Annotated in this window: 22 protein-coding genes and 2 pseudogenes; 12 read left to right on the forward strand and 12 right to left on the reverse strand. The window is 74.2% G+C overall.

The window, feature by feature from the left end:
* Positions 1-39: 39 nt before the first annotated feature.
* Both ACZ7DL_RS09790 and ACZ7DL_RS09795 read right to left on the reverse strand, forming a co-directional pair.
* Positions 40-1,251 carry an ROK family transcriptional regulator gene (locus tag ACZ7DL_RS09790; protein ID WP_470772916.1) on the reverse strand — a complete coding sequence of 404 codons (1,212 nt, stop codon included), beginning with the start codon at positions 1,249-1,251 and terminating at the stop codon, positions 40-42.
* Between the two features lie 215 nt (positions 1,252-1,466).
* Complete coding sequence (locus ACZ7DL_RS09795; protein WP_470772918.1) at positions 1,467-2,294, reverse strand: hypothetical protein; 828 nt, start codon at positions 2,292-2,294, stop codon at positions 1,467-1,469.
* 216 nt (positions 2,295-2,510) lie between these two features.
* Here ACZ7DL_RS09795 and ACZ7DL_RS09800 point away from each other — a divergent pair, with 216 nt between their 5' ends.
* Positions 2,511-3,047, forward strand: coding sequence for a hypothetical protein (locus ACZ7DL_RS09800; RefSeq protein ID WP_470772919.1), 537 nt, complete (start codon positions 2,511-2,513; stop codon positions 3,045-3,047).
* A gap of 63 nt (positions 3,048-3,110) precedes the next feature.
* On the opposite strand, the gene ACZ7DL_RS09805 is transcribed toward ACZ7DL_RS09800, so the two are convergent.
* Complete coding sequence (locus tag ACZ7DL_RS09805; protein WP_470773567.1) at positions 3,111-4,196, reverse strand: mechanosensitive ion channel family protein; 1,086 nt, start codon at positions 4,194-4,196, stop codon at positions 3,111-3,113.
* Between the two features lie 340 nt (positions 4,197-4,536).
* Between ACZ7DL_RS09805 and ACZ7DL_RS09810 the strand changes: the two genes are divergently transcribed.
* On the forward strand, positions 4,537-5,073 hold the full coding sequence (locus ACZ7DL_RS09810; protein ID WP_030608086.1) for an HNH endonuclease: 537 nt from the start codon (positions 4,537-4,539) through the stop codon (positions 5,071-5,073).
* A 41-nt stretch (positions 5,074-5,114) separates the two neighbouring features.
* Here the strand turns inward: ACZ7DL_RS09810 and ACZ7DL_RS09815 are convergent, their stop codons facing one another.
* From ACZ7DL_RS09815 to ACZ7DL_RS09835, 5 genes are all read right to left on the reverse strand, one after another.
* Positions 5,115-5,726 carry a hypothetical protein gene (locus ACZ7DL_RS09815; RefSeq protein ID WP_470772921.1) on the reverse strand — a complete coding sequence of 204 codons (612 nt, stop codon included), beginning with the start codon at positions 5,724-5,726 and terminating at the stop codon, positions 5,115-5,117.
* A complete protein-coding gene (locus ACZ7DL_RS09820; RefSeq protein WP_470772923.1) occupies positions 5,723-7,036 on the reverse strand; it encodes a hypothetical protein in 1,314 nt (437 codons plus the stop codon). Before ACZ7DL_RS09820 ends, ACZ7DL_RS09815 begins: the two co-directional genes overlap by 4 nt.
* A complete protein-coding gene (locus ACZ7DL_RS09825) occupies positions 7,033-7,788 on the reverse strand; it encodes an ABC transporter ATP-binding protein (protein WP_470773568.1) in 756 nt (251 codons plus the stop codon). The genes ACZ7DL_RS09820 and ACZ7DL_RS09825 overlap by 4 nt, the downstream gene beginning before the upstream one ends.
* Positions 7,789-7,900: 112 nt before the next feature.
* Entirely contained in the window at positions 7,901-8,890 is a 990-nt protein-coding gene (locus ACZ7DL_RS09830; protein ID WP_470772924.1) for a zf-HC2 domain-containing protein, read from the reverse strand.
* Positions 8,887-9,495, reverse strand: coding sequence for an RNA polymerase sigma factor (locus ACZ7DL_RS09835; protein WP_470772926.1), 609 nt, complete (start codon positions 9,493-9,495; stop codon positions 8,887-8,889). Before ACZ7DL_RS09835 ends, ACZ7DL_RS09830 begins: the two co-directional genes overlap by 4 nt.
* Positions 9,496-9,654: 159 nt before the next feature.
* On the opposite strand from ACZ7DL_RS09835, the gene ACZ7DL_RS09840 reads away from it, so the two are divergent.
* The 3 genes from ACZ7DL_RS09840 to ACZ7DL_RS09850 are packed head-to-tail and all read left to right on the forward strand — an operon-like array spanning position 9,655 to position 12,414.
* A complete protein-coding gene (locus ACZ7DL_RS09840; RefSeq protein ID WP_470772928.1) occupies positions 9,655-9,900 on the forward strand; it encodes a hypothetical protein in 246 nt (81 codons plus the stop codon).
* On the forward strand, positions 9,901-12,084 hold the full coding sequence (malQ, locus tag ACZ7DL_RS09845; RefSeq protein WP_470772929.1) for a 4-alpha-glucanotransferase: 2,184 nt from the start codon (positions 9,901-9,903) through the stop codon (positions 12,082-12,084).
* A gap of 48 nt (positions 12,085-12,132) precedes the next feature.
* Positions 12,133-12,414, forward strand: a complete 282-nt coding sequence (locus ACZ7DL_RS09850; RefSeq protein WP_470772931.1) for a hypothetical protein — start codon at positions 12,133-12,135, stop codon at positions 12,412-12,414.
* A 108-nt stretch (positions 12,415-12,522) separates the two neighbouring features.
* Here the strand turns inward: ACZ7DL_RS09850 and ACZ7DL_RS09855 are convergent, their stop codons facing one another.
* Entirely contained in the window at positions 12,523-13,203 is a 681-nt protein-coding gene (locus ACZ7DL_RS09855; RefSeq protein WP_470772933.1) for a TetR/AcrR family transcriptional regulator, read from the reverse strand.
* A gap of 198 nt (positions 13,204-13,401) precedes the next feature.
* On the opposite strand from ACZ7DL_RS09855, the gene ACZ7DL_RS09860 reads away from it, so the two are divergent.
* Complete coding sequence (locus tag ACZ7DL_RS09860) at positions 13,402-14,946, forward strand: FAD-dependent monooxygenase (RefSeq protein WP_470772935.1); 1,545 nt, start codon at positions 13,402-13,404, stop codon at positions 14,944-14,946.
* A gap of 82 nt (positions 14,947-15,028) precedes the next feature.
* On the opposite strand, the gene ACZ7DL_RS09865 is transcribed toward ACZ7DL_RS09860, so the two are convergent.
* Positions 15,029-15,529, reverse strand: a complete 501-nt coding sequence (locus ACZ7DL_RS09865) for a MarR family winged helix-turn-helix transcriptional regulator (protein ID WP_470772937.1) — start codon at positions 15,527-15,529, stop codon at positions 15,029-15,031.
* Positions 15,530-15,645: 116 nt separating this feature from the next.
* Here ACZ7DL_RS09865 and ACZ7DL_RS09870 point away from each other — a divergent pair, with 116 nt between their 5' ends.
* From ACZ7DL_RS09870 to ACZ7DL_RS09885, 4 genes and pseudogenes are all read left to right on the forward strand, one after another.
* The gene (locus ACZ7DL_RS09870) at positions 15,646-16,590 is read left to right on the forward strand and encodes an EamA family transporter (RefSeq protein ID WP_470772939.1); all 945 of its coding nucleotides are present in this window, start codon (positions 15,646-15,648) and stop codon (positions 16,588-16,590) included.
* 98 nt (positions 16,591-16,688) lie between these two features.
* Positions 16,689-16,883 (forward strand): annotated as a pseudogene (locus ACZ7DL_RS09875) (EamA family transporter); the annotation flags it as partial.
* A gap of 123 nt (positions 16,884-17,006) precedes the next feature.
* A pseudogene (locus ACZ7DL_RS09880) lies at positions 17,007-17,947 on the forward strand (LysR family transcriptional regulator).
* A gap of 204 nt (positions 17,948-18,151) precedes the next feature.
* Complete coding sequence (locus ACZ7DL_RS09885) at positions 18,152-18,391, forward strand: hypothetical protein (RefSeq protein ID WP_470772941.1); 240 nt, start codon at positions 18,152-18,154, stop codon at positions 18,389-18,391.
* Positions 18,392-18,503: 112 nt separating this feature from the next.
* Here ACZ7DL_RS09885 and pepN read toward each other — a convergent pair whose 3' ends face one another.
* Positions 18,504-21,086: an aminopeptidase N gene (gene pepN, locus ACZ7DL_RS09890; protein ID WP_470772943.1), complete on the reverse strand. Its 2,583-nt coding sequence runs from the start codon at positions 21,084-21,086 to the stop codon at positions 18,504-18,506.
* 249 nt (positions 21,087-21,335) lie between these two features.
* Entirely contained in the window at positions 21,336-22,355 is a 1,020-nt protein-coding gene (locus ACZ7DL_RS09895) for an aspartate-semialdehyde dehydrogenase (RefSeq protein ID WP_470772945.1), read from the reverse strand.
* A gap of 329 nt (positions 22,356-22,684) precedes the next feature.
* Here ACZ7DL_RS09895 and ACZ7DL_RS09900 point away from each other — a divergent pair, with 329 nt between their 5' ends.
* Both ACZ7DL_RS09900 and ACZ7DL_RS09905 read left to right on the forward strand, forming a co-directional pair.
* Positions 22,685-23,233: an RNA polymerase sigma factor gene (locus tag ACZ7DL_RS09900; protein WP_470773569.1), complete on the forward strand. Its 549-nt coding sequence runs from the start codon at positions 22,685-22,687 to the stop codon at positions 23,231-23,233.
* A gap of 1 nt (position 23,234) precedes the next feature.
* Positions 23,235-24,233: a hypothetical protein gene (locus tag ACZ7DL_RS09905; protein ID WP_470772947.1), complete on the forward strand. Its 999-nt coding sequence runs from the start codon at positions 23,235-23,237 to the stop codon at positions 24,231-24,233.
* Positions 24,234-24,307 lie beyond the last annotated feature (74 nt).

A 24,307-nucleotide genomic window follows, 5' to 3' on the forward strand; every position in this document is an offset into this window, starting at 1 on the left:
CCAGGGACGGGTGGACAGAAGGAGGAGGGCTGCGGGGGATCAGCGCGAGGTGTCGAAGACCTCGTCGCGGGTGGCGGCGAGCGCCGACTCCAGGGCGCCGCGCAGGACGGGGTGTTCGCGGACGTCGCCGACGACCAGCCGGGGCCGGGCCGCGGCCAGGTCTTCCAGTTCCTCCTGGACGAGGGCGCGCAGCACCTCGCCGCCGGCCGTCAGGGCGGAGCCGCTGAGGACGACCAGCTCGGGGTCGAGGACGGAGACGAGCGAGGCCAGGCCGGTGGCCAGCCGGGTGGCGTAGAGGCGGAGCAGCTCCCGGTGGGGGCCGCTCGAATGGTCGGCGGCACGGGCGACGAGTGCGGCGGCGGCCTCGGCGTGCGGCCCCGACGGTAGGTCCGTGATGCCGAGTTCTCGGGCCAGCTGCGGTACGGCCTGGGAGCCGGCCAGCTCCTGGTAGCCGCCGCTGTTGGCCTTGGTGACCTGGCGGACCAGTGGTGCGCCCGGCACCGGCAGGAAGCCGACCTCGCCGGCGCCGCCGGTCCAGCCGCGGTGCAGCCGGCCGCCGAGGACCAGGGCGGCGCCGAGGCCCTCCTCGTTCCACAGCAGCACGAAGTCCCGGTGGCCGCGGGCCGCCCCGAGCCGCTGTTCGGCGATGGCGGCGAGGTTGACGTCGTTCTCGTACTCGACCGGCATCGGCAGCGCCGCGGCGAGGTCGTCGAGCAGCGTCGGGGAGTGCCAGCCGGGCAGGTGGGAGGCGTAGCGCAGTCGCCCGGTGTTGGGGTCGAAGGCGCCCGGGGTGCCGATGACCAGCCGGTGCACCTCGGAGGGGGCGAGCCCGGCGGCCTTGACGGCGCCGTCGAGCGCGTCGGTGACCTGCCGGACGACCGGATGGGCCGGCCGCCGGCCGGGGGTGGGCAGCTCGTACTCGCCGACCGTGCGGCCGGTGATGTCGGCGACCGCGGCCCGGATGCGGACCGGGGTGACGTCGAGACCGGCGGCGTAGGCGGCGGCGGGGTTGACCGCGTACAGCTGGGCGTTGGGGCCCGGCCGGCCCTCGCTGGTGCCGGTGAGCCGGACCAGTCCGGCCGCCTCCAGGCGGGCCAGCAGCTGGGAGGCGGTGGGCTTGGAGAGGCCGGTGAGCTTGCCGATCCGGGTGCGCGACAGCGGCCCGTGCTCCAGTAGCAGGTCCAGGGCGGCGCGGTCGTTCATGGCGCGCAGGACGCGCGGGGTGCCCGGCGTACCGGCGGTTCCTGCCATGGGGTCGACACCTGCCTTTCCAGCCGCCCAGCTTCCCAGTGACCTGGGTATGACGTCCAGTCTTGATCATCGGGGCCGCCCCGAGATCACTGTTAGGAAAGTTTCCTGTTCGGTGGGAGGAACGTAAGCCCAGGAGGAAGCGGGCGTCAATACACAACGCCCCCGAGGCGACGGAGTCGTTACCTCGGGGGCGCGGTGGTACGGAGGTGGTGGTGCTACTTCACCGTCACGTGGTCACCGGCGGACGTCTTCGCGGCCGTGGTGGCCGTACCGGCGAAGACGAAGCGGTAGCTGCCGCTCTTGGCCGCCTTCACCGTGGTGGACAGGGCGCCACCGGTGCCGGAGGTGATCGTCTTGACGTCGGCGTAGGAGCCGCCGTCCGCCTTGAACTGCAGAACGGCCTTCTGCCCCTGGTAGCCGGTGTACGTGCCGGACGCCCAGGTGGCGCGGGTCAGCTTGCCCTTGACGGTCAGCGTCCTGCCCTTCTTCACGGGCTCCGGGGTGGCGTCCGTGGTCAGCCGGGCGGCGCGCAGCACCTTCACCGAGGCGAGGTTGCCCCACATGGTGATGTCGTTCTCGCTGTGCAGGTAGTCGTCCGAGACGGTGCCGTCGCTGTGGGCGTACACGCCCGCGGCCTTCCAGGTGCCGGCGTCGGCTGCCTCGTACAGCGTCTCGCCCGGAGCGGCGGTGATCGTCTCGGTGCAGCTCTCGGTGACGGTCGTGTCCGTCGTGGCGGTGGTCGTGCAGACGGGCGCCTTCTCCGGGCCCAGCTCGTTGTCGACCGACTTCAGCGTGCCGCGGTAGAGGATCACCGCCTGCATCGTCGTCTTCTGGTCGATGACCAGGTCCTTCGGCCGGGTCAGGGTGTACGACACCGGCACGGTCACGGCCTTGACGGCGCCGACCACGACCGGCTTGCCCTTGTTCACGGTCACGCCGGAGAACGTCAGGTCCGGCGTACCGGCCGCCGACGCGGCGGGCGCGGCCAGGCCGGCCAGGGCCAGGGCGCCGGACAGAGCGGTGCCTATGGCGAGCTTGCGCATGTATCCCCACATTCGAGACTGACCCCGGGCGACGTCGCGCTCCAGAGCAAGGTCCGCTGTGCACGTGACCCTAAAGGATCACCGGGTGCGGAGGGAACGCGGGGTTTCTGTGAAGGTGATCTGCATGCGGGGGCGCGTCACGAGTGCGCCACGGATGTGGTTTCCGCTGGTCACAGGGCCTACATTCGCAGTCTGTCGACGAGTGGACGGTGGGGGATGCCCGATCGAGGACTGCTGTGGAAGCTGTGGCTGGCCCTGATGTCCGGCTCGGCGCCCTTGCTGGTGGGAGTGGGCGCACGCGGCCTCGTGGAGGACGGCATGTCCTGGTCGCTCGTCCGCGACCTCGCCTTCGTACCACTGATCTGGGGCTTCGTCAGCCTGCTCCTCGCCCTGTACGTGTCCGTCGCCCTGGTCCGCCGGGCACGCGGGACCGGCATCCCGGTGACCGCGAACGCCCTCGCGGCCACGCAGAAGCGCACGTTCCCGGCATGGGCGGCGAAGCGGCTGCGGGCGAGGCTCGCCGACTCCGACCGGGCCTTCGACGTGGAACAGGGCGAGGAGTCGCTCGACTTCCGCTGGCGCCCGTTCCGCAGCCGGCACGCCGTCACCGGTTCCCTGACCGCCGTCGGGACCTCGGGCGAGGCCCGGGTCCGGCTCGACGCGGACGAGGGACTGCTGCACCTGCTGGGCCAGCGCAGGGCGAGCGCGTTCATCGCGCTGTGCCAGATGACGCGACTGGCGGAGGGGAAGTGAGGAGGCGTCGGGCCGCCGCGCTGCTGGGGGCACTGCGCTCGAAGTGCGTGCCGAACCGCTTCGCTACTTCACCGGAGGCGCCGGGCGCTGGGCGGCGATCGGGGCGGCCGCCGCCGACTGCGGGGAGTCCGCGTTGGAGTACACCGACGGGGCCGCGACCGTCGCCGTCGGGTCGGGGGTGTCCGCCTGGTCCTCGACCGCCGTCGCACCGCCCACGATGCGGATGCTCGCCGCGTCGAACGCCCGCTTGATCCGCCAGCGCAGCTCGCGCTCCACCGTCACCGACTTGCCCGGCATCGTCTTGGCCGAGACCCGGACGACCATGGAGTCGATCAGGACCGAGTCCAGGCCGAGGACCTGCACCGGGCCCCACAGCAGCTCGTTCCAGGGCTCTTCCTTGCTCATCTTCTCCGCGACCTCCTCCAGCGTGGCCTTGACCCGGTCCAGGTCCTCGCTCGCCTTCACGGTCACGTCGACCCCGGCCGTCGCCCAGCCCTGCGAGAGGTTGCCGATCCGCTTCACCTCGCCGTTGCGGACGTACCAGATCTCACCGCTGTCGCCGCGCAGCTTCGTCACGCGCAGCCCGACCTCGATCACCTCGCCGGACGCCACGCCCGCGTCGATCGTGTCCCCGACGCCGTACTGGTCCTCCAGGATCATGAACACGCCGGACAGGAAGTCCGTGACCAGGTTCCGGGCGCCGAAACCGATCGCCACACCCGCGACACCGGCGGACGCCAGCAGCGGCGCCAGGTTGATCTTGAAGGTGGACAGCACCATCAGCGCGGCCGTACCGAGGATCACGAAGCTCGCCACCGAGCGCAGCACCGAGCCGATCGCCGCCGCCCGCTGCCGCCGCCGCTCGGCGTTGACCAGCAGCCCGCCCAGCGCGGTGCCGTCCACCGCCTGCGCGGTGCGGTTCATCCGGTCTATCAGCTTGGTGATCGCCCGCCGCACCGCCGCTCTGAGCGCGACCGCCACCGCCACGATCAGCAGGATCTGCAGACCCATCGCGAGCCACGTCTGCCAGTTCTGCTCGACCCAGCTCGCCGCGTTCGTCGCGCTCTCCTGGGCGTCCTGGAGCGTCGGCACGGCCGGGGCCGACCCCGAGGGTGACGGCGACGGGGACGGCGATGCACCGGCGGCCATCACGGCGGCGGGCAAGGACGACACGGCAGGTACCTCCAAGGTGCTGCGCGGTCCGTACCGGCGGGCGGTCAAGGTCACGAAAAGGTCACCGGACGGACAGGACCACCACACTAACGGGGCATTGTGGGTGCCTCGTGCCGATCCGCACAGGAGGCGCGCAGGAGAGACAGGGCTCACGCGGGCTTGAACAGGCCATGATCCGGGGGATGAGTCGGATGTGGTCGAAAACACTCCCAGCCCGTTACCGGGACATGGTGGCGCTTCCACCAGGCATGAGGGGAGACTGGCCACAGTTCGTCCCGGCGCGAGCCACGCGCCGCCGACGCCCAAGGAGGCACCCGTGCCGCATGTCCTGGTCCTCAACGCGTCGTACGAGCCGCTCGGCGTCGTACCGCTCCGCCGCGCGCTCGTCCTCGTCCTGGAGAACAAGGCCGTCTCCCTCGAGGAATCCGGCGCCTATATGCACAGCGCGACCGTCACCCTCCCCGCACCCAGCGTGGTCCGGCTCAAGCGATTCGTCCGGGTTCCCTATCGGGGGCCCGTTCCTCTCACCAGGCGGGCGCTCTTCGCGCGCGACGGGGGCCGATGCATGTACTGCGGTGGCGTCGCAACCAGCGTCGACCACGTCATCCCGCGCAGTCGCGGGGGCAAACACGTCTGGGACAACGTGGTGGCCTCCTGCCGCCGCTGCAACCACGTCAAGGCCGACCGCCACCTCGTCGAGCTGGGCTGGCGGCTGCGGCACAAACCGGCTCCGCCGACCGGGCTGGCCTGGCGGATCATCGGCACGGGGCATCGCGACCCGCGCTGGTTGCCGTACCTGCAGCCCTACGGCGCGGATGATGCCCTGGCCCGGATCGACGGCGTGTCCGCCTAGACCCGGGCCTGTGTGTGTGCGCCTGTGAGAGGGGGCGGGGACTAGCCGTCGGCCCCCTCGGGGCGCGCACCCCGTACCGCATACACGGCCGTGCCCAGGACGAACGCCGTCACCGCCGCCGCCCACGCGCCCGGCTGTGCGCCCGGCTGCATCGGCCACGCCCACACCGCGGCCGCTCGGCCGTGGGCGGTGCCGGAGCCCAGATACACGGCGCTCACGTAGGCGAAGGCGGGGAGCCAGCTGAGACGGGCGCCCAGGAGCACGGCCGCTGCCGCGGTGACACCCGTGCAGCCCAGGGTGTTGCGGAGCACGGCGGGCGGGCCGAAGGTCTGCATATGGCCGAGCACGGCCGGCGTCACCAGCACGGCGGCCAGCGCGGTCAGCCCGACCAGCTGCACCAGCCGACGCGGCCACCACGGCCGTACGGCCGTGCGGTCCAGCTCGTCCGAGGCGCTGTACAGGCTCGTCCCGATCGCCGCGGACGCCAGCAGCGGTGCCAGCGCGACGATCGGCACCCGACGGTCCGGATCGAGGTAGGCGTCCAGCCGGCCGGCCGCCCACACCGCGAAGGCGGCCGTACCGGCGAGCGCGGCCAACGTGAGCGGAAGCGCCCGGGAACGGGCGTACAGCACAAGGCCATTGGTCGTCGTCACAGTGCGGGGACCCTTTCCGGGTGGCAGCCCGCGCGGGCCGCGAAGTACGCCGACAGCCACTCCCGGCGCTCGTGCTCGGCCATGCCGGCCAGCCGGGCGCGCGTCCGGCGCAGCTTGCCGCGCTCGGGGTCGAAGCGGTCGATGTCGTCCTGGACCGGGCTCGGCGCCAGGTAGCTCTCCACCGCGTCGTCCGCCGTGAGTACCCGGGCGGACACCGTCCGCTCGGGGCAGTCACCGCGTTCCGAGAGCGCGGCGACGGCCTCCCACGCGAACTGCTTCGGATCGGTCAGCCGCCCCCGCGCGGCCGACCAGCCGAGCGGGGTGACGCCCGGCAACCCGGCCTCGTCGGCGCGCAGGGCGCCGCCATGGTCCGCCCAGCGCACCGGCAGGTTCCGCACGCCCCGCAGCTTGCCCCTGATCCCCGACAGAGCATCGCTGACCTGCGGGAGCATCCCGGCGTACCGAGCGTTGACGCACACCGCCGGAGTCGTGGAGGTGTCGCACACCTGGCGGCGGGCCAGCGGGTCGGTGTGCCACAGGCCGTCCCCGGTCTGCGCGAGCAGCGCCCCCGCGGCCAGCGCCGCCGCCAGCGGCAGCAGCGCCGTCACCCGCCGCCGGGCCGCGTACCCCAGCCCGGCGGCACAGGCCAGCCCGCCGGTCCACACCGCCATCGCCCACGGCTGCCACCACACCGGCAGCCCGCCGACCGGGACCGGGGCGGCGGGACTCAGCGGGCGGGCGAAGTCCGAGCCGCCGACCGACATCAGGCCGAACCCGACGTACCCGGCCATCGCCAGCAGCGGCGCCGCCAGCCGCGTGGGCACCACCCGGCCCACCACATGCCCGGCCAGCGCACCCGCCGCCATGGCGACCGCGTCCCCCGGCAGCAGGGCCGGGTGCGGCCGGTCGCCCTGGGCGTAGGGCCAGGTGGCGAGCAGCGCCGCGGCCACCGCGACCAGATAGCCGGCGGCCACCCACAGCGCGACCGGCAGCGCCGCCACCAGCAGGCGGGCCAGGGGCGGCCGTACGGTCGTCGCCCACAGCTCCTCGGTACGGCGCCGCCGCTCCCGGCCGCCCTGCCAGCAGCCCGCCGCCGCGGCCAGCGGCAGGGTGATCAGCAGGGCACCGTGCACCTCGGTGGCGGTCTCCGCCCACCAGCCCTGCCAGCGGTCCGCCGTCGCGCCCAGCAGCGCGCCGCACGTCAGCAGCACCGCGGCCCCGGCCCAGGGCGCGAAGCCCCGGACGGCCTCGGCCCGCAGCGGGTGCGGCGCACGCCCGGGCGCCTTCGGCCCGGTGCCGATCGTCCTCACACCGCCTCCCGCACACCCGACGCACGGTGCGCCCGCAGCGCCGCCGTGTACCCGCGCTCGATCGGATGGTCGCCCGGCCCGCCGGACGCCTCCCCGAGCAGGCTGAGCGCCTCGGGCGTGCCCCGGTACGCGACGCGCCCCCCGTCCAGCAGGGTGACCTCGGTACAGGCGGCCGCCACGTCCTCCACCAGGTGGGTGGAGACCACCACGGTCGCCGTGGCACCCAGCTCCCGCAGCAGCTCCCGGAACTCCACCCGCTGCTCCGGATCCAGACCGGCGGTCGGCTCGTCCAGCAGCAGCAAGGCCGGATCGTTGACGATGGCCTGCGCGATGCCCACCCGGCGGACCATGCCGCCCGACAGCGTCCGCACCTTCGCGTCGATACGGTCCGCGAGGCCGGCCCGGGCCACCGCCCGCTCCACGGCCGCCGGCACCCGCGCCGCCGGCACCTCCTTCAGCCAGGCCACGTACGCCACGAACTCCCGCACGGTGAACCCCGGGTAGTAGCCGAACTCCTGCGGCAGATAGCCCAGCCGGCGCCGCACCCCGGCCAGGCCGCGGTGGCCGGCCGTGTCCTCGCCGAGCAGCTCCACCCGGCCGGCGTCCGGCCGCGCCACCGTGGCCAGCACCCGGATCAGCGAGGTCTTCCCGGCCCCGTTCGGCCCGAGCAGCCCATGCACACCGGTGCCGAGCGCCAGGTCGAGCGAGTCGAGGGCGACGGTCTTGCGATGCCGGACCCGCAGGCCGGACACACGTAGGGAACTCACGTCTCTCCAGGACAGGGCGCGGGGCCACGACGGTCGGTCGGGTCCCGGGAATCGGTCAGGGGCGGCTCGGAAGGCCGCGGACAAGCGGTGAACGCCGTTACGGGCGCAGCGGGCGGTCGTACGCGAGGCGGCGGCCGGCCAGCAGGGCGGCGCTCAGCACGGCCGCCGCCGCCCACCCGCTCTGCGCGGCGGCACCGTCCAGGCAGCGGGACAACTGCTCGGCCAGCCGCGCGGTCACCGCACCGCCCGGCGCGACGGCCACCGGTGCTGCCACCGCGCACAACCAGCCGCCCCCCGTCAGCCCGGCCGCCGCCCGGCACCCCACGAAGGAGGCCAGCGCCAGCGAGGCCAGCGCCAGCGCCAGCCCCGGCAGCAGCCAGGCCGCCGCGGCCGGGGCCCCCGAGGCGGGCAGCAGCAGTCCGGTGAGGGTCAGCAGAGGCAGGCTCACCGCGAGGACGGCGACCGTGCGGATGAGCGCCAGCCGCAGCCCGCCGCCCGGCGTGGCCGCGGTCACCTCGTGCAGCGGATCGGCGTGCGGGCCGTACGACAGGGCGACCCCGGCGACCGGCACGGCCGGAGCGAGCGCCAGCAGCAGCGCCCGCGCCCCCGGGAACCCGGCACCGTACGACAGGGCCACCGCGCCCACGGCCACGCCCAGCACGGCCGGCAGCCACGCCCCGCGCACCGCGGGCCCGGCCGCCCACACAAGCCGGGTGAACCGGGACAGCGCGGCCGGCCGCCCGGGAGCCCCACCGGGCAGCGGCCCCGCCGGTACGGCACCCCACGGCACCCGAACCGACTCCACCCCCGCCGGTACGGCGGCTTCCGGTGCCGGAACCGACTCCGGTCGCGCCGGTACGGCACCCTCCGGTACCGGAACCGACTCCAGCACCGCCGCCCGCACCTGTGCGAGCACCGCCCCCGCCGCCGTGCCGCGCACCGCGGCAGACACCCGGGACGCGCAGCCCGCGCAGCCCTCCACGTGCTTCTCCAGGGACCACGCGTCCGGCTCCGGCAGGACGCCCTCGGCATAGCGGGCGACCAGGTCGTCGGAGGCGTGCCAGTGCCGCCTGTCGGGGTTCGTCATGCCGTGCCTCCCACCGGGGACGGGTTCAGCTGGGCGAGGGCCTCGCGCAGCTCGACGCGGGCGCGGCGGGCCCGGGACTTGACCGTGCCCTCCGGTATGCCGAGCAGCCGGGCCGCCTCACGGGTGCTCAGCCCGTCGACGACCGTCGCCCGCAGCACCTCCCGCAGCTCGGCGGAGATCCGGTCGAGCGCCGTACCGACATCGCCGTACTCCAGCCCGGCCAGCACCCGGTCCTCGGCGGACGGCGCGGCCGCGGGCTCGTACCGAACCGCGGCCCCGGGCTCCGGCAGCGGCCCGGCGACCCGTACGACCCGCTCCTGCGCCCGGCGCGCGTCCACCAGCCGGCGCGCCGCGATCGTCCACAGCCAGCCCCCGGCCTCCTGCCCGCGGTGCCCGGCCGCCGACCGCCACACCGTGACGAACGTGTCCTGGAGCACTTCCCGCACCAGCTCGGGATCGGCGCACCGCCGCGTCAGCCGCGCGTGCAGCCACCCGGCGTGCCGGTCGTACAGAGCGGCCATCGCCCCCGCGTCGCCCCGCGCGACGGCCCGCAACAGGGCGGCGTCCCCGCCGCTCCCGTCGTCCTTCTCCCGCTGGCCCCCCATGGGGCGGAACAGTCTCACACCCCCTCTATCGATCACCGGACCGGTGCCGGATCACCCTGCGCGCCTGTTTTTGCCGCGCGTGGCGGCGGCGTCTCTGGGTAGGCCTGCCGTAACCCGTCCGAAGCCGCAGCATCCGGCACACCGACAAGGAGGCCCTCCGTGGGCGCACCCGCTCGACTCACGCTCCCGGCCCCGTCCAAACCCGTGGCGGACCCGTCCGCCGAGACCCACGAGACACCCCTGTGCGTCTTCAGCGCGGAGAGCGCGTGCACGCAGGCGCCGCTCACCAGCGAACCCCCGCTGCCCGACGCCGAGCCCCTGACCAGTGAGCCCCCGCTCGCCGAGGCCGCCCCGCTGACCAGCGAGTCCGACCCGATCCCCGCCTCCTTCGCGCCGGGACTGTAAATGGCCGCGGCGCACGACGAGCACCTCGCGGAGGACCTCGCCCGGCTCGCCGAGCTGCACGGGGTCGCCACCTCCTACCGCCCCGCCCCGGACCGCACCGTCCAGGTCCCCGCCGCCGCCGTGACCGCCGCCCTCGCCGCCCTCGGCGTCGACGCGACCGGACCTGACGCCGTCCGCACCGCCCTCGCCGCCCGGGACCGCGAACTGCGCGAGCGCCTGCTGCCGCCCACGGTGGTCCACTGGGCCGGCGCGGAACCGCCCGCCGCCCTCACCGCCCTGCCCCCCGGCACCCGGCTGCACGTCGAGACGGAGCAGACGGAGCAGACGGGGGAGACGGACGGAGAGGGCGCGGCGGGGTCCGCGGGCCCTTCCCGCGCGGCCCGTCGAGTGACCGCGGAGCTTCCCGGCCAGGCGCACGCGGTGATCGCGCACCTCCCGCTCGGTGTCCACCGGCTGACCGCCACCGCCCCCGACGGGCGCACCGGTGAGGCGTACCTCGTCGTCGCCCCCGACCGGCTGCCCGCCCCGCCCGACCGCTCCCACGGCCTCCTCGTCCAGCTCTACTCCCTGCTCTCCCACCGCTCCTGGGGCATGGGCGACCTCGCCGACCTCGCCGAACTGGCCGGCTGGGCCGGACGCACCGCCGGCACCGGCTTCGTCCAGGTCAACCCGTTGCACGCCGCCGTACCCGGCGCCCCCACCGACCCCTCCCCCTACCGCCCCTCCTCCCGCCGCTTCCCCGACCCCGTCCACCTGCGCGTCGAGGACATCCCCGAGTTCGCCTACGTCGAGGACCGGGAGCGGCTGAGCGGCCTGCTGCACAGGGCCGAGCGGCTGCGCGCCGCCGTCCTCGACAAGGGCGCCCTCATCGACCGCGACGCCGTGTGGGACCTGAAACGGCAGGCGCTGGAGCTGGTCCTCGCGGTCCCGCTCGGCCCCGGGCGCCAGGCCGCCTACGACGCCTTCCGCGCCGCCCACGGCCAAGCCCTCGACGACCACGCCACCTGGTACGCCCTCGCCGAGATCCACGGCTCCGACTGGCACCGGTGGCCGGCCGGGCTGCGCGACCCCCGCTCGGCCGCAACCGCCCGCGCCCGCACCGAACTCGCCGGCCGCGTCGCCTTCCACACCCGCCTCGCCTGGCTCACCGACGGCCAGCTCAGGGCCGCCCAGCGCGCCGCCCGCGAGGCCGGCATGCCCGTCGGGATCGTGCACGACCTCGCTGTCGGCGTGCACCCGGCCGGCGCCGACGCCTGGGCCCAGCAGGACGTGTTCGCCGCCGGCATGTCCGTCGGCGCCCCACCCGACGCCTTCAACGCCCGCGGCCAGGACTGGGGCCTGCCGCCCTGGCGCCCCGACCGGCTCGCCGCCTGCGGCCACGCCCCCTACCGCGAGCTCCTGCGCGCCCTCTTCCGCTACGCCGGCGCCCTGCGCATCGACCACGTCATGGGCCTGTTCCGGCTCTGGTGGGTCCCCCAGGGCAGCCCGCCCACCGACGGCACCTACGTCCACTACGACGCCGACGCCATGCTCGCCATCCTCGCCCTGGAGGCCACCCGCGCCGGAGCCGTCGTGATCGGCGAGGACCTCGGCACCGTCGAACCCGGCGTACGCGAGGCACTCCAGCGGCGCGGGGTGCTCGGCACCTCCGTCCTCTGGTTCGAACGGGACTGGGACGGCGACGGCCGCCCGCTGCCGCCCGAGCGCTGGCGCCCCGACTGCCTGGCCACCGCCACCACGCACGACCTGCCGCCCACCGCCGCCCGCCTCACCGGCGACCACGTCGACCTGCGCGACCGACTCGGCCTGCTCACCCGTTCGGCGGCCGAGGAACGCGCCGAGGCCACCGCCGACACCGCGGAATGGCTCGCGCTGCTCGGCAGCCTCGGCCTGCTGGACAGCCCGGCGGCCGGACCGCCCGGCTCCGACGAGGAGGAGGAGATCCGCGCCGTCCACCGCTTCCTGCTGCGCACCCCGGCCCGCCTCATCGGGGTCTGGCTCCCGGACGGCATCGGCGACCGCCGCCCGCAGAACCTGCCGGGCACCTGGGACCAATATCCCAACTGGCGGCTGCCGATCGCGGACCGGGAGGGCAGGCCGGTGCCGCTGGAGGAACTGGTGGCTTCCGGGCGCCTCAGGGCACTGCTGGAGGTGCTGCGGAACGGCACCGCCCCGCGCCGGTAAGGCACCCCGAGCGCGCGGCCCCGACGGCGGTTCGCTAACTTGATTTCCGTGGACAAGAAGAACGCCCTGCGCGCCGGCGCCCTGGCCGCCGGTACGACGCTGATGATGCTGCTCATGTCGTCCCCCGCGCTCGCGCTGACCCGCGACGACGGCGACGACCCCGGCAAGGGCCTGAGCGTCATCGAGACGCTGGGCCTGTACGTCATTGCCCCTGTGGTGCTGTTCCTGGTCATCGCCGGCCTGGTCATGGCTCTCGACAGGTCCCAGGCCAAGAAGGACACCACCTCGTCCAACATCAACGTCAAGCCCGAGGCCCGGGCCAAGGCCTGAGCCGAACCATCGGTTCGTTCGCCGGGGGCGCCGTCCTCCCGTCGGTACGTGCGCATGCCGTACCCGGGATGAGACCGGCGCCCCCGGCGTTTTTCCGTGCCCGGCCGGTCAGGGACTCGGCGCGGTCAGATACCGCTGCACCGTCGGCCCCAGCCAGGCCACCAGCTCCGCGCGGGTGAGCGCCCGGGCCGGCGGCAGCCGCAGCACATAACGGGTGAGGGCCACCCCGAGCAGCTGCGCGGCACACAGCGCGGCCCGCGCCGGGGCCTGCTCGGGGTCGGGGCACGCCTGCCGGGCCACCGGCAGCAGCTGCTCGCGGAAGATGCCCTGCATCCGCTCGGCCCCGGCCTCGTTGGTGACCCCGACCCGGAGCACGGCCGTGAGCTCCTCGTTCTCCTCCCACAGGCCGAGAAAATGGCCCACCAGCGCGCGACCCACCTCGTCCCGCGGCACCCGCGCCAGGTCGGGCAGCCGGAGGTCGAGCGCGACGGCCGCCGCGAACAGTCCCTCCTTGCTGCCGAAGTACCGCATCACCATCGACGGGTCGATGCGGGCGTCCTTGGCGATGGCCCGGATGGTGGCCCGCTCGTAGCCGTCGGAGGCGAAGCGCTCGCGGGCGGCGGCGAGGATGGCGGTACGGGTGGCGTCCGAGCGGCGGGGTTGGGGCTGGGGTTGGGCCTGGGGTTGGGCGGCCTGAGGGGGCTGCGGGGTCTGAGGGGGGTGAGAGGGCTGTGGGTGCTGCGGGGGCTGGTGGGGTGGCTGGGACTCCTGGGGCCTGCTGGCTGTCATGTCAACGAGCGTAGGCCAACACACGTAGGCCAACAAGTGTTGACCTCCTTCCGGGAGGCGGCATACGCTGCCAACAGGCGTTGACCAACAGGCGTTGACCAACAAGTGTTGGCCAACGAACGTAGACCTATGACGTAGACCAACGGCACGTAGACCTACGAGCGTTGACCAACAGACGTTGGCACCCAGGAGGCCACCATGAACGGCACCACTGGAACCACGGGCACCGAAGGCACCAGCAACACCGGCAGTATCACCAGCCCCGCCAGCGCCCCCCCGAAACCCAAAAGCCCCCAAAACCCCGCCCCGCACATCGTCATCGTCGGCTCCGGCCCCACCGGCCTCCTCCTCGCCGGCGACCTCGCCACCGCCGGCATCCCGGTCACCGTCCTCGAAAAGCGCCCCCACGAGATCAGCAATCTCTCCCGTGCCTTCGTCCTGCACGCCCGCACCCTCGAACAGCTCGACGCCCGCGGTCTCGCCGACGACCTGGAGGCGGTCGGCCGCCCGCTCGACCGCCTGCGCCTGTTCGGCCGGCTCACCCTCGACCTCTCCGTCCTCCCCTCCCGCTACCGGCACCTCCTGGTGCTCCCGCAGTACGAGGTCGAGAAGGTGCTGGAGGGGCGTGCGGTGGCGGCGGGGGCCGAGTTCCGGTACGAGACCGAGCTGACCGGGCTGGGCCAGGACGCGGACGGGGTGACCGTGCAGGCGCGCGGCCCGGAGGGCCGTAGGGAGACCTTCCGGGCCGCGTACGTGGTCGGCGCGGACGGTATGCGCAGTGCCGTACGGCAGGCGATCGGCCTGCCCTTCCCGGGCCGGTCGGTGATCCGGTCCGTCGTGCTCGCCGACGTCCGGCTCGCCGAGGAGCCGCCGACGCTGCTCACGGTCAACGCGGTCGGGGACGCGTTCGCGTTCCTCGCGCCCTTCGGTGACGGCTACTACCGGGTGATCGGCTGGCACCGGGGCCGCAACGTCCCGGACGGCGAGCCGCTGGACCTCGCCGAGGTCAAGGAGATCACCCGGCTCGCCCTCGGCCGGGACTTCGGGATGCACGACGCCCGCTGGATGTCCCGCTTCCACAGCGACGAGCGCCAGGCACCGGCCTACCGGGTCGGCCGGGTCTTCCTCGCCGGAGACGCCGCGCACGTGCACACCCCGGCCGGCGGGCAGGGCATGAACACCGGGCTCCAGGACGCGGCGAACCTGAGCTGGAAGCTGGCCGCGGTGGCCGGCGGCCACGCGGACCCCGGGCTGCTCGACACCTACCAGGCCGAGCGGCACCCCGTCGGCCGGGCGGTGCTGCGCAGCAGCGGCGGGATCGTCCGCCTCGCCATGGCCAAGCGCCCCTGGACGCTGGCGGCGCGCGCGGCCCTCACCGCGTTCCTCGACGCCGCCGGCCCGGCGCGGCGCAGGGTCGCCGCCCAGATCACCGGCATCGGCTACCGCTACCCCTCACCCCGCGGCGCCCACCCGCTCACCGGCGCCAGGATCCCGGACATCGCCCTCGCCGACGGCGGCCGGCTGTACGAGGCGCTGCGCGGCGGACGGTTCGTCCTGATCACGCCGGAGCCGTACGAGGCGGGGGCCGGCCGTGCGGACCGGCTGGCCGTGGCCCGGTGGACGGGCGACCGTCGCACGTCCGTCCTGGTGCGCCCCGACGGCTACGCGGCCTGGGCCGCCGACTCGACCGACCCGGCGGCCATCGAGCAGGCCCTGGCCCGCCACCTCGGCCCCGCGAACTGACCCGACGGGCCGGCGCCGCACCGCACCCACACGCACCGCCCCCGCACACTCCGCCCCCGGAACGGCTACTCGGCCGTGTCGCCTACTCGACCGTGGCGCTCAGCAACTCCCGCAGCAGGCCGGCCAGTCGGCCGGCCTGTTCGTCGTCCAGGGCGGACAGGGCGGCGGTCTCTTCCGCCAGGCCGGCGCCGACCGCCTCGTCGATCAGGCGCAGGCCCTCCTCGGTGAGGGTGACCTGGAGGCCGCGCCGGTCGTGCGGGTCGGGGGAGCGGCGCAGCAGACCGGCCCGCTCCAGCTTGTCGAGCCGGCCGGTCATCCCGCCGGTGGTGAGCATGAGGGTGGCAGACAGCTGGCGCGGCGAGAGCGTGTACGGCTCGCCGGAGCGACGCAGGGTGGCCAGGACGTCGAACTCGCCGCGCGAGATGCCGTACGGCTTGTAGGCCCGCTCCATCCGGTCGCCCATGGCGCGCGAGAGCCGGAAGATCCGGCCGAACACCTCCATCGCCCGGGTGTCCAGGTCGGGACGCACCCGGGCCCACTGCTCGACGATCGCGTCGACGGGATCCGCTGGCTGTTGCTGCATGCGGAGAGTATCGGCCCGGTTCCGCTCGACCGCAAGAAAGTCACTTGACGCTAAGTAGCTTGCGACTAAGCTAATTAGTGTCAAGGTAGTCAGCGCGACTTTCGAAGGGGCCCGCCATGGCCACCCGTCACCCGGCCAGAACCGCCGTCATCGCCGCCACCGCACTCGCCCCCGTCTCCTGGGGCACCACCTACGCCGTCACCACCGAGTTCCTGCCGCCGGACCGCCCCCTGTTCACGGCCCTGATGCGGGCCCTGCCCGCCGGCCTGCTGCTGCTCGCCGTCACCAGGGTCCTGCCGCGCGGCGCCTGGTGGGGGAAAGCGGCCGTGCTCGGGGCGCTGAACATCGGCGCCTTCTTCCCGCTGCTGTTCGTCGCGGCGTACCGGCTGCCCGGCGGGATGGCCGCGGTCGTCGGCTCGGCCGGGCCGCTCTTCGTCGTCGGCCTCTCGGCGCTGCTGCTCGGGCAGCGGCCGGAGCCGCGCACGCTGCTCACCGGGCTCGCGGCCGCGTTCGGCGTCAGCCTCGTGGTGCTGAAGGGAGCGGGCGCGCTCGACCTCGTCGGCGTCCTCGCGGCCGTCGCCTCCACGGCCTCGATGGCCGCCGGAACCGTACTGACCAAGCGCTGGGGCCGCCCCGACGGAGTCGGCCCGCTGGCGCTGACCGGCTGGCAGCTCACCGCGGGCGGCCTGCTCATCGCGCCCGTCGCCCTGCTGACCGAGGGCGCCCCGCCCGCCCTCGACGGCCGTGCCGTCGGCGGCTACCTCTATCTGGCCCTGGCCAACACGGCCGTCGCCTACTGGCTCTGGTTCCGCGGCATCGGCCGGCTCACCGCCACCCAGGCCGGCTTCCTCGGCCCGCTGTCCCCGCTGACCGCGGCGGTCGTCGGCTGGGCGGCCCTCGGCCAGGCGCTCACCCCGGTGCAGGTCGCAGGCATGGCGCTGGCGTTCGGGGCGACGCTGACGGCACAGCTCGGCGGCGGCCGACGGCGACCGTTCAGTTCTGCTGAAAAGAACGGCCGTAAAGATTCGATGGACCTGACAGTTCCGGCGCTGCGACGGTAGGGGCACCCCACTACCGCTCACGAAAGGCCCCCTGTGACCGCAGTCGCGCACCAGACCGTCACCACCGCTCCGGCGGCCCGCCCGCACCGGGCCGCCGCCCCCCCCTCCTCGGCCTCGCCTGTGCCGCGCTCGCCACGGTCGTCTGGTCCGGCAGCTTCGTCACCTCACGCGGACTGCACGACAGCGTCCCACCCGTCCAGCACGCCTTCTGGCGCTGGCTGATCGCGCTGATCGCCGTCGCCCCCTTCGGCGCCCGCCGGGCCTGGCGGCAACGGCACCTGTTCCGGCGCCACGGAGCTGACGCACGTCGCCGTGGTGGGGCTCGGCGTCATGGGCCGGGGCACGACGGAGGACTGGAGCACGGTCGACCCGGTCGCGCCGCGGTAGCCCACCAGGCCGGCGTGTAGCGTGCGCGCATGGCCGAGTGGGACTGAGGAAGCTGCGGATCCTGCGCACCCTGCGCGCACAGGGGACCGTGACCGCGACGGCCGAGGCCCTGCACATGACCCCGTCCGCGGTCTCCCAGCAGCTCACCAACCTCGCCGCCCAGCTCGGCGTGCCCCTGCTGGAGGCGCAGGGCCGCCGGGTCCGGTTCACCGACGCGGCCCGGCTGGTGCTGGCGCACACGGAGCCGGTGTTCGAGCAGCTGGAGCGGGCGGACGCGGCCCTCGCGGCCTACGCGCACGGCGAGGCCGGCGAGGTCCGCGTCGGCGCCTTCTCGACCGCCGTGCCCGCCCTGGTCGTACCCGCCGTACGGGCCCTGCGCGACACGCACCCGCGGGTGGCCGTCCGCGTCCGCGAGGCGGAGGCCGCAGAGGCGTACGGGCTGCTGACCGCCGGTGACGTCGACCTCGCCCTGTCCCTCGCAGCCGAGGCCCCCAGCGCCGACCCCCGCTTCACCCACGTCCCCCTGCTCGCCGACCCCCTCGGCGTGGCCCTGCCCCCGGACCACCCGCTCGCCCGTGCCCCGCGGCTGACCCTCACGGACCTCGCCGCCGAACGCTGGATCTTCGGCGGCAGCGGCCCCTGGTCGGACATCACCCGCCGCGCCTGCGAGACGGCCGGTTTCAGCCCCCACCAGGGCCACTCGGCCTCCGGCTGGACGGCGATCCTCGCCATGGTGGCGGCGGGCATGGGCGTCGCCCTCGTACCGAGAATGGCGGCCGGCCGCCGCACCGGCGTGACCATGCGCGAACTGGGATCGGACCGCCCGGTGCGGCACGTGGTGGCGGCGGTGCGCAGGGGCTCGGCCCAGGCGTCGGCGGTGGGGCGGGCGCTCCACTCCCTGCGGCGCGCGGCCGGCACGTCGTCGCAGGTCAGCGCGGTCCGAGATGCTGATCCACCGGGTGGCGGCTAGCGTGTTGGGGGAGGGCCGCGATCGGGCGGTGTGCCCCCTGTCGGCGAGTGCCCTGCCCAACGGGCTGACCGCCCTGGTGGCGCAGGCCGTGCTCTCGCCCCCGCGGCAACACCCACGACCGTGCCGTGCTCGTTCCCCCGCGGCCGCGGCCATCGCCCCCGTACCGGAAACCCCTGCGAGGGCGTGGAAGGAAGGTAGGCCCCAATGAAAGCACAACGCGCGAGGCGTCTCTTCGCAGCATCCGCGGCCGGGCTCGTCCTGGCCGGCGGCGCCGCGATCGGTGCCGCGGGTACGGCCTCGGCGGCCACCCCGGACCAGGTGTCCACCAACCGCGGCTGCTTCGACCGCGGCGGCTGGTGGTCCGACTGCAACCGCTTCGGCCGAGGCGATTTCTTCCGCAACGGCTTCGTCGACAGCGGTGTCGTGGTGATCGTGGTGAGCTGATCGCGGACGCGAACCGCTGAACCACTCCCGCCGGACGGGCCCTGCACGCCCGTCCGGCACGCGTAGGGGCGCCCGGTGTGACACCGGGCGCCCCTTCATCTTTCGGCGACGACTACGCGGCGGAGCCCGCCGCCGCGTCCGCCGCCTGGGCCTTCAGGGCGCGCTCGATGCCCGAGCGGGACTCCGAGACGAGGCGGCGCAGGGCCGCGTTCGGCTCGGCCGAGGTCAGCCAGGTGTCCGTCTTGGCCAGGGTCTCCGCGGAGACCTGGATCGACGGGTACAGGCCGATGGCGATCTGCTGGGCCATCTCGTGCGAACGGGACTCCCAGGCGCCCTTGAGGACCTCGAAGTACTTGTCCGCGTACGGCGCGAGCAGCTCCCGCTGGTCGGTCTGGACGAAGCCGCCGATCACGGCCTCCTGCACGGCGTTCGGCAGCTTGTCGGAGTCGACGACCGAGGACCAGGCCTCCGCCTTCGCCTCCGGCGTCGGCCGGGACGCGCGGGCGGTGGCCGCGTGCCGCTCACCGGCCGCCGTCTTGTCCCGCTCGTACTCGCCCGCGATCTCCGCCTCGTCGTACCGGCCGACGGCCGCGAGCCGCTGCACGAACGCCCAGCGCAGCTCGGTGTCCACGGCCAGGCCCTCGACGGTCTGCGTGCCGTCGAGCAGCGCCTCCAGCAGGTCCAGCTGCTCCGGGGTGCGGGCGGTGGCCGCGAAGGCGCGGGCCCAGGCCAGCTGGTGGTCGCTCGCCGGCTCGGCCGTGCGCAGGTGGGCCAGGGTGGCGTCGGTCCAGCGGGTCAGCAGGGACTCGCGGGTGGCCGGGTCGGCGTACAGGTCGATGGCCAGCTTCACCTGGCGGTGCAGGGACTGCACGACGCCGATGTCGGACTCCTTGCCGATGCCGGACAGGACCAGGGAGAGGTAGTCGCGGGTGGCCAGCTCGGCGTCCCGCGTCATGTCCCAGGCCGACGCCCAGCACAGGGCGCGCGGCAGGGACTGCTCGAAGTCGCCGAGGTGCTCGGTGACGGTCCTCAGCGACTCCTCGTCCAGGCGGACCTTGGCGTAGGACAGGTCGTCGTCGTTGAGGAGGATCACGGCCGGGCGGCGCGTGCCGGTCAGCTGCGGTACGGCGGTCAGCTCGCCGTCGACGTCCAGCTCGATCCGGTCGGTGCGGACCAGCTTGCCGGAGCCGGCGTCCAGGTCGTACAGGCCGATGGCGATGCGGTGCGGGCGCAGTACCGGCTCGCCCTTGGCGCCGGCGGGCAGGGCCGGGGCCTCCTGGCGGACGGCGAAGGAGGTGATGACACCTTCGGCGTCGGTGGTGACCTCCGGGCGCAGGATGTTGATGCCCGCCGTCTCCAGCCACTTCTTCGACCAGGTCTTCAGGTCGCGGCCGGAGGTCTCCTCCAGGGCGCCCAGCAGGTCGGACAGGCGGGTGTTGCCGAACGCGTGCCGCTTGAAGTAGGCCTGCACGCCCTTGAAGAACTCGTCCTGGCCGACGTACGCGACGAGCTGCTTGAGGACGGAGGCGCCCTTGGCGTAGGTGATGCCGTCGAAGTTGACGAGCACGTCGTCCAGGTCGCGGATGTCCGCCATGATCGGGTGCGTGGAGGGCAGCTGGTCCTGCCGGTACGCCCAGGTCTTCATGGAGTTGGCGAACGTGGTCCACGAGTGCGGCCAGCGCGAGCCGGGCGCGGCGGCCTGGCAGGCGATGGAGGTGTAGGTGGCGAACGACTCGTTCAGCCACAGGTCGTTCCACCACTCCATGGTGACCAGGTCGCCGAACCACATGTGGGCCAGCTCGTGCAGGATGGTCTCCGCGCGCACCTCGTACGCCGCGTCGGTCACCTTGGACCGGAAGACGTACTGGTCGCGGATGGTCACCGCGCCCGCGTTCTCCATGGCGCCCGCGTTGAACTCGGGTACGAAGAGCTGGTCGTACTTCTGGAAGGGGTAGGCGTAGTCGAACTTCTCCTGGAACCAGTCGAAGCCCTGCCGGGTGACCTCGAAGATCGCGTCCGAGTCCAGGAACTCCGCGAGCGAGGGACGGCAGTAGATGCCCAGCGGCACGCTCTGCCCGTCCTTCTCGTACACGCTGTGCACGGAGTGGTACGGGCCGACGATCAGCGCCGTGATGTACGTCGAGATGCGCGGGGTCGGCTCGAAGGACCAGACGTTGCCCTTCGGCTCCGGCGTCGGCGAGTTCGAGATGACGGTCCAGCCCTCGGGCGCCTTCACGGTGAACTGGAAGGTGGCCTTCAGGTCGGGCTGCTCGAAGGAGGCGAAGACGCGGCGGGCGTCCGGGACCTCGAACTGGGTGTACAGGTACGCCTGCTGGTCCACCGGGTCGACGAAGCGGTGCAGGCCCTCGCCGCTGTTGGTGTAGGCGCAGTCCGCGGCGACCCGCAGGACGTTGCGCCCCTCCAGCAGACCGGGCAGGGCGATCCGCGAGTCCTTGAAGACCTCGGCGGGGTCCAGCTGGTCGCCGTTGAGGACCACTTCGTGGACGGTCGGGGCCACCAGGTCGATGAAGGACTCGGCACCGCCGCGGGCCACGTCGAAGCGCACCGTGGTCACGGACCGGTAGGTACCGCCCTCCTGCGCGCCGGAGAGGTCGAGATCGATCTCGTACGAGTCAACGGTGAGCAGCTCGGCCCGCTGCTGCGCCTCTTCGCGAGTCAGGTTTGTGCCAGGCACGCGGTCATCTCCTCGTTATGTGTCGGTTGCGTCATCCTTCCATGGGATCAACGCGGAACGCGATGTCCGGTTCCCGCCGGTGGGCGCGGCGCCGGGGCGGAATGCCGGGGACATGACGACGTAGCCCCCGGGCGTGCGCCGCCGGGTGGCCGGGACGGGCGCCGCCCCGGGTGCCGACGAGCGGTCCGGAGCCTCTGGGCATGGCAAAAGGGGCGGCCCGACGGGGCCGCCCCTTTTGCCGGGTGCGCGTTACTTCGCGGACAGCTCCGCCGCGACCAGCTCCGCGATCTGCACCGCGTTCAGTGCGGCGCCCTTGCGGAGGTTGTCGTTGGAGATGAACAGGGCGAGGCCGTTGTCCACCGTCTCGTCGCGGCGGAGGCGGCCGACGTACGACGGGTCCTGCCCGGCCGCCTGGAGCGGGGTCGGGATCTCGGAGAGGGCGACGCCCGGCGCCTTCGCCAGCAGCTCGGTGGCGCGCTCCGGGGAGATCGGGCGGGCGAACCGGGCGTTGACCTGGAGCGAGTGGCCGGAGAAGACCGGGACGCGCACGCAGGTGCCGGAGACCTTCAGCTCGGGGATCTCCAGGATCTTGCGGGACTCGTTGCGCAGCTTCTGCTCCTCGTCGGTCTCGTTCAGACCGTCCTCGACGATCGAGCCCGCCAGCGGGAGCACGTTGAAGGCGATGCTGCGCTTGTAGACCTGCGGCTCGGGGAAGTCGACCGCCGCGCCGTCGTGGGTCAGCTTGTCGGCCTCGGCGGCCACCTTCTGCACCTGGCCGTGCAGCTCCGCCACGCCCGCGAGACCCGAGCCGGACACCGCCTGGTAGGTGGCGACGACCAGCGCCTCCAGGGCCGCCTCCTCGTGCAGCGGCTTCAGCACCGGCATCGCGGCCATCGTGGTGCAGTTCGGGTTGGCGATGATGCCCTTGGGGCGGTCGGCGATCGCGTGCGGGTTCACCTCCGAGACCACCAGCGGGACCTCGGGGTCCTTGCGCCAGGCCGAGGAGTTGTCGATCACGACCGCGCCCTGGGAGGCCACCTTTTCGGCCAGCGCCCGGGAGGTCGCGCCGCCCGCGGAGAAGAGCACGATGTCCAGGCCGGTGTAGTCGGCGGCCGCCGCGTCCTCCACCGTCACGCCGTCCAGCACGGTCCCGGCGGACCGGGCCGAGGCGAACAGGCGCAGCTCCGTGACCGGGAAGTTGCGCTCCGCGAGGATCCTGCGCATGACCGTGCCGACCTGACCGGTGGCTCCGACGATTCCGACCCTCACAGCGACTCCCTCTATGTGTCTCTTGCCCGACCGGGGCTTTTCCATCATGCGGCCGACCCCGGTCCACCTGTCCAATTCTTTGCCCAGCCTGCCCGAAGAGTGGGACACGATCATCCGGCGGACGGTTCCATACGTCCGTCCGACACCCGGCTGAGCTGGAGATGTTTCCTCCGCTGCGGCCGCGCGCCGGAAGCTGTGCTGTCCCGCCCCTGCCCGTCCGGGCCCCGGCCATACGGCGGTGTGACGTACGCCTCGGCGGCCCTCCGCGGCGGGCCGAACGTTTCGGCCCGCCGCCGCGTCGTAGGGGCAAACGCGTGAGGGGGTGGCTCGTGCTGCGCGGAAAGGCGCGCCGCGATCAGGGGGCGTACGCCGGCGGTGGTGACCGCACCGCCGGTGATCCGCTGGACGCGGCCCAGGAACGCCGGGTGCGGGCGGTGCTCGCGCTCGGCGGGGTGCCGCAGTCGGACCTGCCGGACGGGGTGCAGCAGGTCCGGCTGCGGCTGCTGGAGCGGGCCGCGGGCGGTCGCGAGGCGCCGCGGGACGTGTCGGCGTGGGCGGCGGTGGTCGCCTCCAACCTGGCCATGGACTGGCACCGGGCCAAACGGCGCCAGGAACGGCTGGGGGAGCGGCTGGCCGCGCTGCGCGAGCCCGCGCACCCGTCGGGCGAGGAGACCAGTCTGCTGTCCCTCGCCGTCGCCCGGGGCCTGGACGAGCTGCCGGCCGCCCAGCGGCAGGTGGTCGTGCTGCGCTTCTTCGCGGACCTGCCCGTGCGGGCCATCGCGGAGGAGCTGGGCGTCCCGGAGGGCACGGTCAAGAGCAGGCTGCACACGGCGGTCCGCGCGCTGCGCGACCGGCTGCACGAGGACGAGGTGGTGTGACATGACCGCCGAACACGAGAGCGCGCGGGGTGCCGAGGGTGCGCGGGGAGCCGAGGGCGCCGAGGGTGCCGGGGAGTACGCCGGCATGGACGCCCTGATGAGCGCGATCACCGGCGCCGCCCTGCCGGAGGAGGCCCGCCGTGACCCCGCCTTCCTCGCCGAACACCGGGCGGCCGAGGCCGACGTGGCGGTGCTGCGGGAGCAACTGGCCTGGCTGGCGGAGACGCTGACCGGAGAGGCCGTAGAGACCGGAGGGACCGAGACCGGGGAGACGGGTGAGGCGAAAGAGACCGGGGCGGCGGCCGCCGGTGCCGGTGCCGCGCGCGGCCCGGCCATGGAGGACGGGCTCGCGGAGGACGGGGCCGTGGAGGACGGTCCGGCGCAGGCCGGGGCGCCCGGTTCCCCCGCGCGCCGCCCCCGGAGCCGTACCCGGCCCGTCGGACCCGCCCGGCCGTCGCGGCCCGGGCGCCCCGCGGGGCCCCGCCGGGCCCTGCGGATCGCGCTCGGCTCGCTCGCCGGTGCCGCGGCCTTCTCGCTGGCCCTGGGCGTCGGCCTGCTGGTGACGCGGGCCGGCGGCGGTGCGGACGACAACGGCGGGTCGTCGGCCAAGAGCGCCGCCGACGCCGCGGGCCAGGAGACCGGGACCGGCTGGCAGCCCCCGGACCCGGAACGCGAGCTGGCCTGCTCCCGGCTGGTCGTGGAGGGCACCGTGGCCCGGGTGGACCGGCGGGAGGGCATCTCCTGGACCCGGGTCACGCTCACCGTGAGCCGCTCCTACAAGCCCGCGCACGGCCCCGCCGAGGTCGCTTTCCTGCTCGACGCGGGCGCGCGGCCGGCGCCGGCCGCGGGGCAGCACGCGCTCGTGCGGGTGGCGCGGGGCGAGCGGTACGCGAGCCTGTGGGCCGTCGGCGACGCGCGCGTGGCCGACAGCCGCGCCTGGATCACCGACGCCCTGCCCGGGTCCCGGGACACGGCCTGCCCCTCCGACGACGCGTCCTGAGCGGACGGGGCGGGAAGGACCGGCACGGCAGGAGGGGCGGGCGTCCGTCAGGACACCCGCCCCTCCCGGGCGCG

Source organism: Streptomyces sp. NPDC036984, assembly GCF_055607665.1.

Excerpts from the sequence above, each read along its gene's own strand:
- ACZ7DL_RS09790 (WP_470772916.1), bottom strand. The coding sequence starts at position 1,251 with ATGGCAGGAACCGCCGGTACGCCGGGCACCCCGCGCGTCCTGCGCGCC.
- ACZ7DL_RS09795 (WP_470772918.1), bottom strand. The coding sequence starts at position 2,294 with ATGCGCAAGCTCGCCATAGGCACCGCTCTGTCCGGCGCCCTGGCCCTG.
- ACZ7DL_RS09800 (WP_470772919.1), top strand. The coding sequence starts at position 2,511 with ATGCCCGATCGAGGACTGCTGTGGAAGCTGTGGCTGGCCCTGATGTCC.
- ACZ7DL_RS09805 (WP_470773567.1), bottom strand. The coding sequence starts at position 4,196 with ATGGCCGCCGGTGCATCGCCGTCCCCGTCGCCGTCACCCTCGGGGTCG.
- ACZ7DL_RS09830 (WP_470772924.1), bottom strand. The coding sequence starts at position 8,890 with ATGACGAACCCCGACAGGCGGCACTGGCACGCCTCCGACGACCTGGTC.
- ACZ7DL_RS09835 (WP_470772926.1), bottom strand. The coding sequence starts at position 9,495 with ATGGGGGGCCAGCGGGAGAAGGACGACGGGAGCGGCGGGGACGCCGCC.
- malQ (WP_470772929.1), top strand. The coding sequence starts at position 9,901 with ATGGCCGCGGCGCACGACGAGCACCTCGCGGAGGACCTCGCCCGGCTC.
- ACZ7DL_RS09855 (WP_470772933.1), bottom strand. The coding sequence starts at position 13,203 with ATGACAGCCAGCAGGCCCCAGGAGTCCCAGCCACCCCACCAGCCCCCG.
- ACZ7DL_RS09860 (WP_470772935.1), top strand. The coding sequence starts at position 13,402 with ATGAACGGCACCACTGGAACCACGGGCACCGAAGGCACCAGCAACACC.
- ACZ7DL_RS09865 (WP_470772937.1), bottom strand. The coding sequence starts at position 15,529 with ATGCAGCAACAGCCAGCGGATCCCGTCGACGCGATCGTCGAGCAGTGG.
- ACZ7DL_RS09870 (WP_470772939.1), top strand. The coding sequence starts at position 15,646 with ATGGCCACCCGTCACCCGGCCAGAACCGCCGTCATCGCCGCCACCGCA.
- ACZ7DL_RS09885 (WP_470772941.1), top strand. The coding sequence starts at position 18,152 with ATGAAAGCACAACGCGCGAGGCGTCTCTTCGCAGCATCCGCGGCCGGG.
- ACZ7DL_RS09905 (WP_470772947.1), top strand. The coding sequence starts at position 23,235 with ATGACCGCCGAACACGAGAGCGCGCGGGGTGCCGAGGGTGCGCGGGGA.